The organism is Hydrogenophaga sedimenti, from assembly GCF_051857515.1.
Taxonomy (GTDB): Bacteria; Pseudomonadota; Gammaproteobacteria; order Burkholderiales; family Burkholderiaceae_C; genus Hydrogenophaga.
In genome coordinates this window covers 404,846-421,390 of sequence record NZ_JBPZHA010000001.1, presented here as the reverse complement: position 1 = coordinate 421,390, position 16,545 = coordinate 404,846, and the positions used below count along the sequence as shown (strand labels likewise).

The following is a 16,545-nucleotide window of genomic DNA, read 5'->3' as shown; positions in this document are numbered from 1 at the left end:
GGGGGCGGCGCGGGAGAAGCGGCCGCCGGTCGGTCAAGCATTGTGCCGCAACTGCCCGGCGCCGGGCCAGCCCGGTCAGCGCCGGGCCGGATTCACGGGCGCGGGCGCCTGCATCGGCCAGGCCGCCACCAGCCAGACCAGCGTGGCCGCGGCGCAGACCGCGAACAGGCCGGTCGGACCGTGGTGGCGCGCCAGCCAGCCGCCGACCGCGCCGCCGGCGAAGAAGCCCACCGACTGCAGCGTGTTGTAGACCCCGAGCGCGGCGCCGCGCGCATGGGCCGGCGCCAGCTTGGACACCAGGCTGGGCTGGCTGGCTTCCATCATGTTGAAGCCGATAAAGAACACGAACAGCAGGCCGCCCAGGGTCCACAGCCCCGGCTGCGCCCCGGCCACGGCCCACAGGCCCAGCTGCACCAGCAGGATCAGGCCGATCGAGATCAGAAAGGCCGCGCGCAGCCTGCCCTTGCGCTCCATCGGGAACAGCGCGCCGCCCATCACGACCAGCGAAGCCAGCACCGCCGGCAGATAGACCTGCCAGTGCGCCGCCTTGGGCAGGCCGGCCGCCACCAGCAACGCCGGCACCGCCATCCACATCGCCAACTGCACCGCGTGCAGCACGAACACGCCCAGGTTCAGCCGCAGCAGGCCGGGGTGGCGCAGCACCTCGGCCAGACCGCCGCGCACCTGCTGCATATCCGATGGCTTGTGCACCACCGGTTCCGGCGGCGCCACCCACAGCACCACGGCGATGCCCAGCAGCGCCAGCGTGCAGGTCATCAGGAAGATGCCCGGCAGGCCGACCCAGCCGGCCAGCAGCGGCGCGATCACCAGCGAGAGCGCGAACATCAGCGCGATGCTGGCGCCGACCAGGGCCATGGCCTTGGTGCGCACGCTGTCGCGCGTGACGTCGGCCAGGAAAGCGGTGACCGCGGCCGAAATCGCGCCCGCGCCCTGCACCGCACGGCCGATCGACAGCCAGGTCAGGTCGGGCGCCCAGGCGGCGATGGCGCTGCCGGCCGCGAACATCAGCAGGCCGGCGACGATGGTGCGCTTGCGCCCGAAGCGGTCGGAGGCGATGCCGAAGGGAATCTGCAGAAAGGCCTGGGTCAGGCCGTACAGCCCCATCGCCAGGCCCACGCGCGCCGGGTCGTCACCGCCGGGCAGGCGCGCGGCTTCGAGCGCGAACACCGGCAGCACGATGAACAGGCCCAGCATGCGCAGCGCAAACACCAGGGCCAGTGCACCACTGGCGCGGCGCTCGTCGCCCGTCATGCGGGACGGGTCGGTTGAAACGGGGGAAGCGGTGGTCGAGGACACGGCAGGGTTGGCAGACAGGGCAAAGGCGTGATTGTCGGGCATGGCGTCCGGTCGCGCTCCGGCGACCGGACGGTGCAGCGCGGGGGCAAAAAAATCCTCCGCGGCTTATCATGGCGGGTTGCCCTTTTGACGCCGTCCCCGTGGATTCCAAGCCCCCCGTTCCCGCCGCCCACCCCACCGCCACCACCTTGTCGGTGCGCGGCGCCCGCACACACAACCTCAAGAACATCGACCTGGACATCCCCAAGCAGTCGCTGGTGGTGATCACCGGGCTGTCGGGCTCGGGCAAGTCCAGCCTGGCGTTCGACACGCTGTACGCCGAGGGACAGCGCCGCTACGTCGAGAGCCTGTCGGCCTACGCGCGGCAGTTCCTGCAGCTGATGGACAAGCCCGACGTGGACCTGATCGAGGGCCTGTCGCCGGCGATCGCCATCGAGCAGAAAGCCACCAGCCACAACCCGCGCTCCACCGTGGGCACGGTGACCGAGATCCACGATTACCTGCGCCTGCTGTACGCCCGCGCCGGCACGCCGCACTGCCCGGACCACGACCTGCCGCTGGCCTCACAGAGCGTGGCGCAGATGGTCGACACCGTGCTGGCCCTGCCGGAGGGCACGAAGCTGATGATCCTGGCGCCGGTGGCGCGCGAGAAAAAGGGCGAGTTCGCCGACCTGTTCGCCGAGATGCAGGCCCAGGGCTATGTGCGTTTCCGCATCGGTGGTGAAGTGGTCGATGCCGAGGCCCTGCCGGCGCTGAAGAAAACCGAGAAACACAACATCGACGTCGTGATCGACCGCATCAAGGTGCGTTCGGCGGAAGAAGAAGGCACCAACCCGCAACGGCAACGGCTCGCGGAAAGTTTCGAAGCCGCCTTGCGGCTGGCCGAGGGCCGCGCGCTGACGGTGGACATGGACACCGGCGCCGAGCTGGCGTTCTCCGCCAAGTTCGCCTGCCCGGTCTGCACCCACACCGTGGGCGAGCTGGAGCCGCGCCTGTTCTCGTTCAACTCGCCGCTGGGCGCCTGCCCGGCCTGCGACGGCATCGGCCACACCGAGGTGTTCGATGCCGAGCGCGTGGTGGCCTTCCCCACGCTGAGCCTGGCCAGCGGCGCCATCAAGGGCTGGGACCGCCGCAACGGCTACTACTTCGCGATGATCGAGAGCCTCGCGGCGCACTACGGCTTCGACGCCGAGGCCGCCTGGGAAAGCCTGCCCGAGCGGGTCCAGCAGGTGCTGCTCTACGGCTCGGGCGAGGAAGAGATCAAGTTCAGCTACGCCCTCGAATCGGGCGAACGCGCCGGCAAGAAGGTCGCCAAGAAGCACCCCTTCGAAGGCATCATCCGCAACTTCGAGCGCCGCTACCGCGAGACCGACAGCGTCAACGTGCGCGAAGAACTGGCGCGCTACCGCAGCACCCAGGCCTGCCCCGAATGCGGCGGCACGCGCCTGCGCAAGGAGGCGCGGCACGTCTTCGTCGGCGACGGCGAACAGCGCCAGCCGATCTACAAGGTCAGCCACATCACGCTGGGCGAGGCGCTGGACTATTTCCGCCGCCTCGAACTGCAGGGCGCCAAGGCCGACATCGCCGCGCGCGTGGTCAACGAAATCCGCCAGCGCCTGAAGTTCCTCAACGACGTGGGCCTGAACTACCTGAGCCTGGACCGCAGCGCCGACACGCTCAGCGGCGGCGAGGCCCAGCGCATCCGCCTGGCCAGCCAGATCGGCAGCGGCCTGAGTGGCGTGATGTACGTGCTCGACGAGCCCAGCATCGGCCTGCACCAGCGCGACAACGACCGCCTGATCGGCACGCTGCAGCACCTGCGCGACCTGGGCAACACCGTGCTGGTGGTCGAGCACGACGAGGACATGATCCGCACCGCCGACCACGTGATCGACATCGGCCCGGGCGCGGGTGTGCACGGCGGCCAGGTGATGGCGCAGGGCACGCCGGCGGCCGTGATGGCCGACCCGAATTCCCTGACCGGACAGTACCTCAGCGGCATCAAGGAGATCGCCGTGCCGACGCGGCGCACGCCCTGGCTGCCCGTGCTCAAGGCAGCGCCCAAGGCCGCCCCCGTCAAGTCGCGCTTCCCGATGAGCCCGGCCGCCGAACGCCGCGCCGAACGGCAGGCCGCGCACGAAGCGACCCTGGGCGACATGCAGGAGATCCGCGTGCTCAACGCGCGCGGCCACAACCTGCGGGGCGTGAGCGTGGCCTTCCCGGTCGGGCTGCTGACCTGCGTGACCGGCGTCTCGGGCTCGGGCAAATCGACCCTGGTCAACGACACGCTCTACGCCGCTGTGGCGCGCACGCTCTACCGCTCGCACGACGAGCCGGCCGAGCACGACGCGATCGAAGGCATCGAACACTTCGACAAGGTCATCAACGTCGACCAGAGCCCCATCGGCCGCACGCCGCGCAGCAACCCGGCCACCTACACCGGCCTGTTCACCGGCATCCGCGAACTGATGGCCGAGGTGCCGACCGCGCGCGAACGCGGCTACGGGCCGGGCCGTTTCAGCTTCAACGTCGCCGGCGGCCGCTGCGAAGCCTGCCAGGGCGACGGCGTGGTCAAGGTCGAGATGCACTTCCTGCCCGACGTGTATGTGCCCTGCGAGGTCTGCCACGGCCAGCGCTACAACCGCGAGACGCTGGAGGTCCAGTACAAGGGCCGCAACATCGCGCAGATCCTGGAGATGACGGTCGAGCACGCGGCCGGGTTCTTCAGCGCCGTGCCCACGCTGCACCGCAAGCTGCAGACCCTGCTGGACGTGGGCCTCTCCTACGTGCGCCTGGGCCAGAGCGCGACCACGCTCTCCGGCGGCGAGGCGCAGCGCGTGAAGCTGGCGCAGGAGCTCTCCAAGCGCGACACCGGCCGCACGCTCTACATCCTCGACGAACCGACCACCGGCCTGCACTTCGCCGACATCGAGCTGCTGCTCAAGGTGCTGCACCAGCTGCGCGACGCGGGCAACACCATCGTCATCATCGAGCACAACCTGGACGTGATCAAGACCGCCGACTGGCTGATCGACATGGGTCCGGAAGGTGGCTCGGGCGGTGGCACGGTGGTGGCCCAGGGCACACCCGAGACCGTGGCCGCCTGCGAGGCCAGCCACACCGGGCGTTACCTGGCGCGGCTGCTCAAGCGCTGAAGAATCAGCGCTTGCCTCTGAAGGCGATGCCTGCGCTGATCGAGTGGGTCGTCTTGCGACCCACCAGCGGGCTGCTCGCGGGCGACGACACCATGCGCGAGAGATCCAGACCACCGAACAGCACCCAGTGGTCGTTCAGCACATGGGTGTACTGGGCGCTGGCGCGCACGTTTTCCCAGCCGCCCCCGATCAGGTAGGCCGCGCGCCCGGTCTTCGCGGCGGTGTCCTGGGAGATGCCGTAGTTGGTCTGCAGGTAGGTGCGGTCGCCCCAGGTGGTGCCCATGCCGAAGTCCCAGTAATTGGTTTCGGTGACGGGCAGGCGGTAGTTGAGCCCGGCCGACAGGCGCGCACCGCCATTGCGGCCCAGGAAATCGCGGTCGTAGCTGCTGCTCCAGCTCCAGCGCTCGCCGATGGCTGACCCGGTGGAGATCCGCCAGCGCAGCGTGGAACGCACGTCCGGCAGGCCGGCGTAGCGCGGATCGCCGCCGAAGTCGCGGCCGTTGTCCACCCGCAGCGAGGCACTGGCCCGCCAGTCGTCGAAGATGCCGAAATCGGCACTCACGCCGGTTTCGAGTTTCTCGCGCCCGGCCTGCATGAGGCTGGCGGCACGCGAACGCGAGACGCGGAACGGACCGAGCTGGAAGGCCCACATCGGCTTGATGTCGCGGCTCGCCGGCGCATCGCCGACGTGGCCGTTGCCCGAGACCAGCGAGGCGCCGATCAGGTAGTCGCCCTCGATGGTGAGCCAGTCCCTGTCGGCGGCCCACAGCGGAGCGCCCATGCAACCGGCCAGCAACGCGGCCCCCCAGCGGTGTTTTGTCGACAACATGGCCGGATCATAGCCAGCCGCCCGATCGGTTTTCCGTCAGCCCGCAGGGCGCCGTGCAGAAATACCGTCAGACCCGTGCGCTGGGCCGCTGCGCCATCCGGTCGCGCCAGGCCTGCAGCGCGGGTAAACCCTGCTCGCCGGCCTGAAAACGCATCAGGCGCGCGAACTCCAGCGCGCAGAACGCCGTGATATCGGCGATGGTGAAGCGCTCGCCCGCGATCCAGGGCTGGCGCTGCAATTCGCCATCGAGCCAGACCGCGGTCTCGCGCATCTTCTCGCCCTGCGAGCGGCCGAACTCGGGAAACTGCGGCTGCTCCAGCGGCGCCAGCCCGGGGTGGGTGTGGCGCACGCAGTTGCCGATCGGCAGCATGAAATACCACTCCACGCGCCGGTCGGCCATCTCGATGAAGGCGCGCTCGGTCGCGTCGGCGCCCATCAGGTTGGGCTCGGGGTACGCACCCTCCAGCCAGGTGCAGATCGCGCGCGTCTCGGTCAGCACGCGGCCGTCGTCGAACTCCAGCGCGGGGATGCGCGCGAGCGGACTCTTGGCGCGAAAGGCCTCGCTCTTGTGTTCCTGCGCATTGAGGTCGACGTGGACCAGTTCGATGCCCTGCGCGGACGGATCGATCCCTTTTTCGACCAGGAACATCTGCACCCGGCGCGGGTTGGGCGCGCGCGGCGCGATGTAGAGCTTCATGCCTTGGCCGCGTTCAGCAGGTCGCGCGTGCGCAGGGCTTCGGCGCGCGCCGCTTGGGCAAAGTCGGCGCCCGAGGACGCGTAGAGAATGGCGCGCGACGAGTTGACGATCACCGGACCTTGCGTGGTGCCGCCCGCGGCGCGGTAGCCGGCGCGGATGGTGGCAACCGCATCACCACCTTGCGCGCCCACACCGGGGATCAGCAGCGGCAACGTCGGTGCGAGTGCGCGCACGCGCTCGATCTCGTTCGGGTAGGTCGCGCCGACCACCAGGCCAAGCTGGCCGTTGAGGTTCCACGGTCCCTGGGCCAGGCGGGCGATGTGTTCGTAGACGCGCGGCTGGCCGTCGACCGAAGCGAGGTGCTGGTTCTGCAGGTCGTCGCCGCCGGGGTTGGAGGTGCGGCACAGCAGGAAGGCACCCTTGCCTTCGTATTTCAGGTAGGGCTGCACCGAGTCCCAGCCCATGAAGGGCGAGAGCGTGACCGCGTCGGCGCCGTAGCGCTCGAAGGCCTCGATCGCGTACTGCTCGGCGGTGCTGCCGATGTCTCCACGCTTGGCGTCCAGGATCACCGGCACCTGCGGCGCCACGCGCTTCATGTGCGCCATCAGCTTTTCGAGCTGGTCTTCGGCGCGGTGGGCGGCGAAGTAGGCGATCTGCGGCTTGAAGGCAATCACGGTGTCGGCCGTGGCGTCGACGATGGCGGCGCAGAAGTCGTAGATCTTCGAGGCGTCGCCCTTCATCGCCGCGGGGAACTTGGCCGGATCGGGGTCCAGGCCGACGCAGAGCAAAGACTGGTTCTGGCGCTCTGCCGCGCCCAGCATGTCGAGGAAGGTCATGCCGCGATTTTAAGGAGTCGCGCTTTCGTGTCGGCCGGTTTACCGGCCGGATACACGGAGGCAACCCGCACGGAAGCCCGTCTCCCTACGATGCCCGCATGACCCACACCGCACTTTCCTCCTCCCCCGCTCACCCGATTCCCCCGGCCCGTCGCCACCTCCTGCAACGCGGCGCGCTGGCCTGCGGCCTGATGCTCTCGCTGGCCCTCGCCGGCTGCGGCGGCGGCTCGTCCGACGACGGCCCGACCGTGACCCTGGCCGTCACGCCGACCAGCGCCGCCGCCGGCGCGACCGTCACGCTGATCGCGGTCGCCAGCTCGGACGTGGGCATGAGCGCGGTCCGCTTCTACCGGGTCGATTCGAGTGCCAACACCCTGCTGGGCACGCTCAACGCCTCGCCCTACCAGTTCACGACCACGATCCCGACCACCGCGTCCGGCTCGGTCTCGTACTTCGCCCGCGCGGTGGACACCGACGCGAACACCACCGACAGCGACACCGCGACCGTCACTGTCCCCAACTGATCCCCTTCGGCGCAACCGGGCCGCTAACATCCCCCGGATGCGCCTGTCCCGCCAGCAACTGATCCTGCTCGTCCTGCTCACGCTGGTCTGGGGCTTCAACTGGCCGATCATGAAGTTCGGCGTGACCGGCTTTCCGCCGCTGACCTTCCGCACCATCTGCATGTGGCTGGGCCTGCCGGTGATGGCGGCGCTGATGGTCTGGCGGCGCGAACCGTTCACCATCGCCCGCGCGCACTGGCGCGAGCTGGCCGTGCTGATGGTGTTCAACATGTTCTTCTGGCACACGCTGGCGATCCTGGCGATCCAGTCGCTGTCCAGCGGGCGCGCGGCCATCCTGGGCTACACCATGCCGGTGTTCTCGGCCGTGATCGGCGCGATCTGGTTCGGCCAGCGGCTGATCCCGCGCGCCTGGGTCGGCGTGGCGGCCGCCGCTCTGGGCGTGGTGCTGCTGCTCTGGCACGAGTTCATCACGCTCTCGGGCCGGCCGCTGGGCGTGGCCATGATGCTGGTCGCCGCCGCGACCTGGGCCATCGGCACCCAGCTGATGCGCCGCACGCGCATCGACGCGCCCACGCTGACGATCAGCTTCTGGATGACGGTGCTGACCACGCTGTGGATGAGCCTGCTGTCGGTGCTGTTCGAGCGCGGCGCCTGGATGGCGCCCAACCCGGCGCAGTGGGGCGCCATCGTCTACAACGCGCTGGGCGTGTTCGCGTTCGCGCAGGTGGTCTGGCTGATGCTGGCGCGCGAGCTGCCCCCCATTGCCTCGTCGCTCTCGGTGATGATGATCCCGGTGCTGGGCGTGTTCAGCGGCGCCTGGTGGCTGGGCGAGGTGCTGCACTGGCAGGACTGGGCGGCCGTCGTGCTCGTGATGCTGGCCATCCTGACGGTGCTGTGGCCCCAGAAGGCCGCAGCACCCGGGGTTCACTGACCCGCGGTCTCCATCGCCAGGCACAGGTCTTCCCAGGCCTTGGCCTTGTCGGCCGGGGTGCGCAGCAGGTAGGCCGGGTGGTAGGTCACGATCACCGGCACGCCTTCGTAGCGGTGCACGCGGCCACGCAGGCGGCCGATCGGCTCGTCGGTGCGCAGCAGCGACTGCACCGCGAACCGCCCCATCGCCACGATGATCTTCGGCTTCACCAGCGCCACCTGCCGCGCCAGGTAGGGCTCGCACTGCGCGACCTCCTGCGGCTGCGGATTGCGGTTGGCGGGCGGGCGGCACTTGAGCACGTTGGCGATGTAGGCGCCTTTCGCGCCCTCGCCGGCGCGGCTGCGGCCGACCGCACGCAGCATGTTGTCCAGCAGCTGCCCGGCGGCGCCCACGAAGGGCTCGCCCTGCAGGTCCTCGTTTTCGCCCGGCGCTTCGCCGACGATCATCCAGTCGGCGCCGATGTCGCCGACGCCGAACACCGTGTTGCGGCGCGTCTTGCACAGGCCGCAGGCCTCGCAACCCGACACCGCCGCCTGCAGCGCGGGCCAGTCCATCGCGGCCACGCCGGCCGGGCGCAGGCGCTCGACCGGCACGGCCGCCGGAGCCGCTGCGGGCACTGGCGCGGGTGACGGCGCCACAGCAACCGGCGCGCGGCTGGTGGTCACCGGCGGCACCGCACGGGCGGCCACGGGCTCGGGCACAACGGCAGCGGGCGCAGAAACTGGTGCAGACACCGGCGCAGGTTCGGCCGCCGGACCTGCCACGGCGGCTTCGGCCCTGGGCGCCCAGACCCGCACCCCCATCTCGGCCAGCATCGCGCGCTGGCGCGCGTCCAGGTGCGGGACGAAGGAGGTGTCTTCGAACGTGTCGTCGGGCTGCGTGTCGCTCATGCCGTGGTTCCGTGTTCGTTCGCCAGATCCAGGCTCATCACCACCGCGTCTTCGCGCTGCAGCCCGCCGGCCGGGTAGTAGGCGCGGCGCAGGCCGACCTCGCGGAAGCCGTAGCGGTTGTAAAGGCCGCGGGCCGGGGCATTGCCCGCGCGCACCTCCAGCCAGAGCCATTGCGCGCCCTGCCCGCGCGACCACAGGGTCAGTGCGTCGAGCATGAAGCGCGCCCAGCCCTGCCGCTGCTGCGCCGGGGCGACCGTGATGTTGAGCAGGTGCACCTCGTCCACGCCGCGCATGGCCACCAGATAACCCAGCAGCACACGGCCGTCGGCGCGCACCGGCCACGGCGTCTCGCCGGGCCGGGCCTCGCCCAGCAGCATCACCGCCGGGTAGCCGCTGGACAACGAGTCGGCGAAATGGCGGCGCGACCAGGGATGGGCGTAGGCGGTCTTCTCGACCTCGCAGACCGACTCCAGATCGGCCTCGGTCATGCCCACGAAGGCCACACGGCGCTGCCCCTGGCGGTCGGCGGCCTCGGGCCAGCCGGCGCCCGGGTCCGGGAAGGTGTCGCGCGACGGCGCGGCGGCACTCATGCTTCCCTCTCGGCGGTGGTCCGCGCCACCTTGTCGCGCACGTACAGCGGCAACGCGTCGCGCGCGTCCACGGCGCGGCCGGCAGCGAGCAGGGCCGGTGCCAGCGACAGCAGCGCTGCCGCCGTCGGCAGGGCGACCTGCCGGGGGCCGGGCAGGGCCTGCAAGGGTTCGCCGTACACCTCGAACACATTGCCCGCCAGCAGGCAGTCGCCGTTCTCCAGCGAGAGCGCGGGCGGCAGCGAATCGGCCAGCCAGGTCGCCAGCTCCTGCGGCGCGCACAGGCACGGCGCCCGCAGCGGCTCGGCCGACAAGCCGTCCGGCCCGCAGGCGTAGAGCGCCACATAGATTTCGTTCATGCGCGCATCCAGCAGCGCCGCGATCACGGGCGGCACCGCCAGACCCTGTCCGACCCGCATGGCCCGCGCGGCCTCGGCCAGTGCCATCAGCGTGTCCACCGGCAACACCGGCAGGCCACCCGCGCCATAGGCCAGGCCCTGCGCCACCGCGCAGGCGGTGCGCAGGCCGGTGAACGAGCCCGGACCGCGCCCGAACACCACGGCGTCCAGCGAGTCCAGCGTCCAGCCGGCGCGCGCCAGCAGCGACTGCACGGCCGGCAGCAAGGTGGCGGATGACTGGGCGGCACCCGGGCCGGCAAAGACCAGCGGCTCCTCGCCGGGTGCGCCCGAACCCAGCGCGACCGACAGCGTGTCGGTGCTGGAATCGATGGCAAGCAGGCGGGGTGCGTCAGAGGGCATCGGGGGATTATCGGCGAGGGTCACTGACCCATAATCGCCGCTCCATGCCAAGCCAGTCCCGCCTCCCGTTCCTGTCCCTGATCCTTGTGTGCATCGCCACCGCCGCCCCGGCACAGGAGAGCGAACTCAGCGCGGGCGAGCTGCGGCTCAAGCCCGAGGTGGGGCTGACCGTCCCCGGCGTGCCAGCAACCGGCGGCCAGGCCGTCCCTGTCGCGCCATCGCAGGTGCCCGCCGGCCCGCGGGCGACACCGTCTGCGGCCGCAGCGCCCGCGCTGACCACCCTGCCCCCGCCGGTCGCCGCCGCCCTGCAGCGCGCCCAGGTGCCGGCCAGCGCCATGTCGGCCCTGGTGCTGCCGGTCAGCGGCAGCGGCCCGGAGCGCCTGCGCCACCGCGCCGAAGAAGTGATCAGCCCGGCCTCGGTGATGAAGCTGGTGACGACCTACGCAGCGATGGACCTGCTGGGCCCCAACTTCACCTGGACCACCCGCTTCTACACCGACGGCACGCTCGACAAGGGCACGCTGCGCGGCAACCTCTACATCAAGGGCGGCGGCGACCCCAAGCTGGTGCTTGAACGCATCCAGGCCGCTTTCCAGGCGCTGCAGGACAAGGGCGTGGTGGTCGTGCTCGGCGACATGGTGCTGGACAACAGCGCCTTCGACCTGCCGCCGAAGGACCCGGGCGCCTTCGACGGCGAGGCCCTGCGCCCCTACAACGCGGTGCCCGACGCCCTGCTGGTCAACTTCAAGTCGGTGGTGCTGAAGTTCTCGGCCGATGCTGCCGCGGGCGTGGCCCGCGTCACCAGCGAACCACCGATGGCGGGCCTGGCGATCGACGCCACGCTGCCGCTGGCGCGCGGCGCCGGCTGCGGCGACTGGCGCGCATCCATCGGCGCCCGCTTCGACGACATCAATGCGATCCGCTTCACCGGCCGCTACCCGCAGGGCTGCGGCGACAAGGAGTGGCCGGTCGCCTACCAGGACCCGGCCAGCTACGCGGCCCGCGCACTCGAAGGCCTCTGGCGCAGCAGCGGCGGCGCGCTCACCGGCAAGGTCGTGATGGGCCAGACGCCGGCCAGGGCGCGGCTGGTGCACGAGGCCCGGTCGCTGCCACTGTCGGACATCATTGCCGACGTCAACCAGTGGAGCAACAACGTGATGGCCCAGCAGGTGTTCCTCACGCTGGGCCAGCTGGCACCGGCCAGGGTGGATGCGATGACCGTGCCGCGCGGACCGCTGTCGCTGGAGCGCCAGGGCCGGCTGGAGCGCTCGCGCGAGATCATCGGGCGCTGGTGGCGCAACACCTTCGGCATCCGCCAGCCGGCACCGGTGATGGAGAACGGCTCCGGCCTCTCGCGCGTCGAACGCATCACGGCCGACTCGCTGGCCGAACTGCTGCGCCACGCGGCGCGCCACCCGCAGGGCGCGACCTTCGTGCAGTCGCTGTCGGTGGCGGGAATCAAGGGCACGGCCGCGCGCGTGGGCAAGTCGCCCGACAGCCTGGCGCACGGCAACGCCTGGCTCAAGACCGGCACCCTGCGCGACGTGACCGGCATCGCCGGGTACGTGAACGCGGCCAGCGGCGCGCGTTATGTGGTGGTCGGGTTCATCAACCACCCGAACGCGGTCGCGGCGCGGCCGGCGCTGGATGCGCTGGTGGAATGGACCGCCGGGCAGGACTGAGCCGGCCCCAGACAGCTCAGTTCAGTGCCCAGACCAGGCCGGCCAGGGCGCCCAGCGACAGCAGGACCAGCCAGACATGCAGCCGCCGGTGGCTGCGCTTGGCCATCATGGCCCGCGCTTGGCGGCGGTTGAGCGCGGCGTCCAGCATGTCCTCGTCGCACGCCTCGGCCTGCATGGTGCTGTAGTACTGGTGCCGGGTGGCTTCGTTGATGACGAAGTTGTCCTCCGGGGCGCTGCGCAGGGCATGGGTGTTCGTGTTCACGGTGGGCTCTCTGAAAGTTCGGTCGACGCCTTTGCGGGCATCTTTCCGGAGCTATCGGTCGCCCGCGCGGATTCTTGAGCGCCGCCCGACCGTCAGGCGGCCGCGCGTTGCAGCCGGTCGCGCACACCGTCCCAGTCGGCACCTTCGGGCGGCGTCTCGACCCAGATCAGCTTGACACCGGTCGCGTCGAGTTCGCGCAGCACCGCAAACAGCTCCTGCGCACAGGCGGCCGCGTCCGCCGGCATGCGCCGCTGCAGGACCGCCCGCGCGGCCCGCAGGGAGGTCCGGGCATACACGGCAATGTGTTTCGCGTCCGGCCCGAGCACGTCCAGCGCGGCCTGGATCTGCCCGCCCGCCATCAGCCGGACCCTGGCGTTGGGCGCGTAATGCGACTCCAGCGTGCCCGAGGCGCGCGGCGCGGCCTCGTCGCGCTCGCGCAGCGGCTGGCCGCACACGGCCTCGATCTGCGCCGGCGTGACCATGCCGGGGCGCAGCAGCACCGGCACGCCGCGCGAGCAGTCGACGATGGTCGATTCGATGCCCACCGGGCAGGCGCCACCGTCCAGGATCAGCAACTGGTCGTCCGACAGGTCGGCAAACTCCTCGGCCACGTGCGCGGCGGTCGTCGGGCTGACGCGGCCGAAGCGGTTGGCGCTGGGCGCCGCGACGCCCAGCACGCCGTGCGTGCGGGCGGCTTTCAGCAGCGCCTGCGCCACCGGGTGCGACGGGCAGCGCACGCCCACCGAGTCCTGGCCACCGGCCGCCACCGCTGCCACCTCGGGCCGGCGCGGCAGGATCAGGGTCAGCGGGCCGGGCCAGAAGGCTCTCATGAGCGCCACGGCGAAATCGGGCACGCTGTGCGCCAGCGGCGCCACGGCGGCACGCCAGTCGCCGCCGTCGGCCGGCGGCACGTGCACGATCAGCGGGTGGTCGCTGGGCCGGCCTTTGGCGGTGAAGATGCCGCGCACCGCGCTGGCGTGGCCGGCGTCGGCCGCCAGGCCATAGACGGTTTCGGTCGGCATGCCGACCAGGCCACCCGCGGCCAGGCGTTGTGCGGCCGCTTCGATGGCCGCCGGATCGCTGGCGTTCAGAACAAGAGGCATGAGCGAAAGGGTCTCGTCAGAGGCAAAGGCACGACAGGCCAGCGCACCGCGGAACCGGCTTTGCCGGGCCGCCAGTGCGGCCCCCCGGGGGGAGGCGCCGCAGGCGCGTCGGGGGGGTCATAAGCCTTGCAGACCGAGCAGCGCGAGGACCTTGGCCGCCGTCTCGCGCACCTCGGCCACGCTCGCGCCGGTGATGTTCAGGTGGCCCATCTTGCGGCCCGGGCGGGCGCTGAGCTTGCCGTAGAGGTGCAGGTGGGTGCCGGGCAGGGCCAGCACCTGCGCCCAGGGCGGGGCGACCGGCTGTTCGCTGGCTTGGGCGCGCACGCCGTTGGGCTTGAACCAGAGGTCGCCCAGCAGGTTGACCATGAGCGCCGGGCTGTGCTGGCGCGGCGTGGGCAGCGGCAGGCCGGCCAGGGCGCGCACCTGCGCCTCGAACTGCGAGAGGTCGCAGGCGTTCTGGGTGTAGTGGCCGCTGTTGTGCGGACGCGGCGCCATCTCGTTGACGATCAGGTCGCTGCCGCCCGCGCCGTTGTCGACCACGAAGTACTCGACGCAGAGCACGCCGACGTAGTTCAGGTGGTGGGCAATCGCCACCGTGCTGGCCTGCGCGCGCGCCGCCAGATCGGCCGGCACCGCGCCTTCGTAGACCTCGGTGATGGCGAGGATGCCGTCGTGGTGGGTGTTCTTCTGCACCGGGAAGGCAACCACCTGGCCGTCGGCGCCGCGCGCCACGATGACCGAACACTCGCTCTGCAGCGGCATCAGCTTTTCCAGCACGCAAGGCACCTTGCCCAGCGTCTCCCAGGCCGCCGCGAGTTCGGCGCGGTCCTTCACGCGGATCTGGCCCTTGCCGTCGTAACCCAGGCGCGCGGTCTTCACGATGCCGGGCAGCAGGTCCGCCGGCACCGCGGCGAGCAGCTCGGGCGTCTCGATGGCGGCATACGGCGCCGGGTAGACGCCGCTGAGGGGGCCGCACTGGACAAAGTGCGCCTTCTCCTGGATGCGGTCCTGCGCCACCGCCACGCAGTTGGCCGAGGGCGCCACCGGACGGTGCGCGCCCAGGGTGATCAGCGCCGGCGCCGGCACGTTCTCGAACTCGGTGGTGATGGCGTCGCAGCGCTGCATCAGCTGGGCCAGGCCCTGTTCGTCGTCGTAGGCGGTCTCGATGTGGAAATGCGCCACCAGGCCGGCCGGGCTGGCCGGATCGGGGTCGAGCACCGCGGTGAAGTAGCCCATGGCCTGCGCGGCCTGCACGAACATGCGGCCGAGCTGGCCGCCGCCCATCACGCCCAGGGTCATCTGTTGGCCGCGGTCGGACAGGGCGCCGGGCAGGAGGGGTTTGAGGCTCATGGGGTCAGACGGGCAGGGTCATGTTGCGGGCGGCTTCGGTCTGCGCGGCGCGGAAATCTTCCAGCTTCTTTCGCAGCGCCGGGTCTTCGTTGGCCAGCAGGGCCACGGCGAACAGCGCCGCGTTGGCGGCCCCGGCGGCGCCGATGGCGAAGGTCGCGACCGGCACGCCCTTGGGCATCTGCACGATGGAATGCAGCGAATCGACGCCCGACAGCGCCTTGGACTGCACCGGCACACCCAGCACCGGCACCACCGTCTTGGCGGCGATCATGCCCGGCAGGTGGGCCGCGCCACCGGCGCCGGCGATGATGGCCTTGAGCCCACGGCCAACCGCGGCCTCGGCGTAGGCGAACATGTCGTCGGGCATGCGGTGGGCCGAGACCACGCGCGCCTCGTGGGCGATGCCGAAGTCTTTGAGGATCTGCACGGCGTGCTGCATGGTGTCCCAGTCGCTGCTGGAACCCATGACGACGCCAACCTGGAGGGTGCTCATGGGAAGGGCTCTCATGCGCCCGGCGGGGCGCGGTGGGGAGGAGACTCGGGTGAGGCCGGAGGACGCGGACAGGCGCCTCCGGTAAAGTGCGGATTTTACGTTTCGCGCCCGTCAGCGCCCCTCTTCGCCCTTTCCGCCGCTCCACGCCATGATCAACGTCACCGTCGCCAATTTCGAAGCCGAGGTCATCGAAGCCTCCATGCACACCCCGGTGCTGGTGGATTTCTGGGCCACCTGGTGCGGCCCCTGCAAGGTCATCGGCCCCATCCTGGAAAAGGTCGAGGCCGACTACGGCGGCCGTTTCAAGCTGGTCAAGATCGACTCCGACCAGGAGCAGCAGCTGGCCGCCGCCTTCGGCATCCGCAGCATCCCGACCTGCGTGCTGCTGATCAACGGCCAGCCGGTGGACGGTTTCATGGGCGCCGTGCCCGAGGGCCAGGTCAAGGCCTTCCTCGACAAGCACCTGCCCAGCGAAGAGGAACTGGCGGCCCTGGCCGAAGCCGACGAGGCGCAGCAGATGCTGGCCCAGGGCGGCGAAGGCGAAGAAGCCGATGCCGGCAATGCGCTGGAAAAACTGGCCCACGCCCTGGAACAGGCGCCCGACAACGACGACCTGCGCTTCGAACTGGTCCGCCAGTGCATCGCCCACGGCCTGTTCGAACAGGCCAACGCCGCGCTCGCGCCCACGCTGGTGCGCATCCCGGTACCGCTGCGTTTTGACGCCCTGAACCAGTGGCTCAGCGCGCTGCTGTTCGTCGGCACCGACCCGCGGGGCCAGTGGCCACTGGAAAAGTTCGACGAACTGATCGGCCAGAACAAGCGCGACTTCGAGACCCGTTTCGCCAAGAGCCGCGTGCTGATCGCCATGGGCGAGTGGCCGGCCGCGCTCGAAGAGCTGCTGGAAATCATCATGCGCGACAAGAAGTGGGACGACGAGGCCCCGCGCAAGACCTATGTCGGCCTGCTCGAACTCATGACCCCGCCCAAGCCCAAGGCCGACCCGGCCGCCGCGGGCAAGAGCGCCGGCGGCATCGAGCTGTCGGGCAAGGCGGCGGTGCAGGAAGACCCGCAGGCGCAGATGGTCTCGCAATACCGCCGCAAGCTCAGCATGGCGCTGAACTGAGCGCCCGC

General features: G+C 70.7%; 16 protein-coding genes. 5 read left to right on the top strand and 11 right to left on the bottom strand.

From position 1 onward, the window contains the following. Nucleotides 1–75 precede the first annotated feature (75 nt). Nucleotides 76–1,272, bottom strand: coding sequence for an MFS transporter (locus ACS5NL_RS02005; protein WP_439352037.1), 1,197 nt, complete (start codon nt 1,270–1,272; stop codon nt 76–78). Between the two features lie 155 nt (nt 1,273–1,427). Here ACS5NL_RS02005 and uvrA point away from each other — a divergent pair, with 155 nt between their 5' ends. After that, nucleotides 1,428–4,472: an excinuclease ABC subunit UvrA gene (gene uvrA / locus ACS5NL_RS02000; protein WP_439351894.1), complete on the top strand. Its 3,045-nt coding sequence runs from the start codon at nt 1,428–1,430 to the stop codon at nt 4,470–4,472. 4 nt (nt 4,473–4,476) lie between these two features. Here uvrA and ACS5NL_RS01995 read toward each other — a convergent pair whose 3' ends face one another. The 3 genes from ACS5NL_RS01995 to pyrF all read right to left on the bottom strand — a co-directional run bounded on the left by ACS5NL_RS01995 (nt 4,477) and on the right by pyrF (nt 6,834). Then, nucleotides 4,477–5,301, bottom strand: coding sequence for a MipA/OmpV family protein (locus ACS5NL_RS01995; RefSeq protein WP_439351893.1), 825 nt, complete (start codon nt 5,299–5,301; stop codon nt 4,477–4,479). A gap of 67 nt (nt 5,302–5,368) precedes the next feature. Beyond that, complete coding sequence (locus tag ACS5NL_RS01990) at nt 5,369–5,998, bottom strand: glutathione S-transferase family protein (protein WP_439351892.1); 630 nt, start codon at nt 5,996–5,998, stop codon at nt 5,369–5,371. Continuing rightward, nucleotides 5,995–6,834: an orotidine-5'-phosphate decarboxylase gene (gene pyrF, locus ACS5NL_RS01985; protein ID WP_439351891.1), complete on the bottom strand. Its 840-nt coding sequence runs from the start codon at nt 6,832–6,834 to the stop codon at nt 5,995–5,997. Before pyrF ends, ACS5NL_RS01990 begins: the two co-directional genes overlap by 4 nt. 98 nt (nt 6,835–6,932) lie before the next feature. Here pyrF and ACS5NL_RS01980 point away from each other — a divergent pair, with 98 nt between their 5' ends. Both ACS5NL_RS01980 and ACS5NL_RS01975 read left to right on the top strand, forming a co-directional pair. After that, the gene (locus ACS5NL_RS01980; RefSeq protein WP_439351890.1) at nt 6,933–7,358 is read left to right on the top strand and encodes a hypothetical protein; all 426 of its coding nucleotides are present in this window, start codon (nt 6,933–6,935) and stop codon (nt 7,356–7,358) included. A gap of 37 nt (nt 7,359–7,395) precedes the next feature. After that, nucleotides 7,396–8,289: a DMT family transporter gene (locus ACS5NL_RS01975; RefSeq protein WP_439351889.1), complete on the top strand. Its 894-nt coding sequence runs from the start codon at nt 7,396–7,398 to the stop codon at nt 8,287–8,289. On the opposite strand, the gene ACS5NL_RS01970 is transcribed toward ACS5NL_RS01975, so the two are convergent. From ACS5NL_RS01970 to tsaB, 3 genes are read right to left on the bottom strand one after another with little or no spacing between them, the layout of a single operon-like run. Beyond that, nucleotides 8,283–9,179 (bottom strand): uracil-DNA glycosylase, encoded by an 897-nt coding sequence (locus ACS5NL_RS01970; protein ID WP_439351888.1) that lies wholly within the window; start codon nt 9,177–9,179, stop codon nt 8,283–8,285. The genes ACS5NL_RS01975 and ACS5NL_RS01970 overlap by 7 nt on opposite strands. After that, nucleotides 9,176–9,769 carry a ribosomal protein S18-alanine N-acetyltransferase gene (gene rimI, locus ACS5NL_RS01965; RefSeq protein WP_439351887.1) on the bottom strand — a complete coding sequence of 198 codons (594 nt, stop codon included), beginning with the start codon at nt 9,767–9,769 and terminating at the stop codon, nt 9,176–9,178. The genes ACS5NL_RS01970 and rimI overlap by 4 nt, the downstream gene beginning before the upstream one ends. Continuing rightward, on the bottom strand, nt 9,766–10,524 hold the full coding sequence (gene tsaB / locus ACS5NL_RS01960) for a tRNA (adenosine(37)-N6)-threonylcarbamoyltransferase complex dimerization subunit type 1 TsaB (protein WP_439351886.1): 759 nt from the start codon (nt 10,522–10,524) through the stop codon (nt 9,766–9,768). Before tsaB ends, rimI begins: the two co-directional genes overlap by 4 nt. Nucleotides 10,525–10,568: 44 nt before the next feature. Between tsaB and dacB the strand changes: the two genes are divergently transcribed. Next, nucleotides 10,569–12,206 carry a D-alanyl-D-alanine carboxypeptidase/D-alanyl-D-alanine endopeptidase gene (gene dacB / locus ACS5NL_RS01955; RefSeq protein WP_439351885.1) on the top strand — a complete coding sequence of 546 codons (1,638 nt, stop codon included), beginning with the start codon at nt 10,569–10,571 and terminating at the stop codon, nt 12,204–12,206. Nucleotides 12,207–12,222: 16 nt separating this feature from the next. Here dacB and ACS5NL_RS01950 read toward each other — a convergent pair whose 3' ends face one another. The 4 genes from ACS5NL_RS01950 to purE all read right to left on the bottom strand — a co-directional run bounded on the left by ACS5NL_RS01950 (nt 12,223) and on the right by purE (nt 15,414). Continuing rightward, nucleotides 12,223–12,468 carry a hypothetical protein gene (locus tag ACS5NL_RS01950; protein WP_439351884.1) on the bottom strand — a complete coding sequence of 82 codons (246 nt, stop codon included), beginning with the start codon at nt 12,466–12,468 and terminating at the stop codon, nt 12,223–12,225. A gap of 92 nt (nt 12,469–12,560) precedes the next feature. Further along, nucleotides 12,561–13,571: an L-threonylcarbamoyladenylate synthase gene (locus tag ACS5NL_RS01945; RefSeq protein WP_439351883.1), complete on the bottom strand. Its 1,011-nt coding sequence runs from the start codon at nt 13,569–13,571 to the stop codon at nt 12,561–12,563. 117 nt (nt 13,572–13,688) lie between these two features. Continuing rightward, entirely contained in the window at nt 13,689–14,921 is a 1,233-nt protein-coding gene (locus ACS5NL_RS01940; RefSeq protein WP_439351882.1) for a 5-(carboxyamino)imidazole ribonucleotide synthase, read from the bottom strand. Nucleotides 14,922–14,925: 4 nt separating this feature from the next. Beyond that, nucleotides 14,926–15,414 carry a 5-(carboxyamino)imidazole ribonucleotide mutase gene (purE, locus tag ACS5NL_RS01935; RefSeq protein WP_439351881.1) on the bottom strand — a complete coding sequence of 163 codons (489 nt, stop codon included), beginning with the start codon at nt 15,412–15,414 and terminating at the stop codon, nt 14,926–14,928. A 148-nt stretch (nt 15,415–15,562) separates the two neighbouring features. On the opposite strand from purE, the gene trxA reads away from it, so the two are divergent. After that, nucleotides 15,563–16,537 carry a thioredoxin gene (trxA, locus tag ACS5NL_RS01930; protein ID WP_439351880.1) on the top strand — a complete coding sequence of 325 codons (975 nt, stop codon included), beginning with the start codon at nt 15,563–15,565 and terminating at the stop codon, nt 16,535–16,537. Nucleotides 16,538–16,545: the final 8 nt, after the last annotated feature.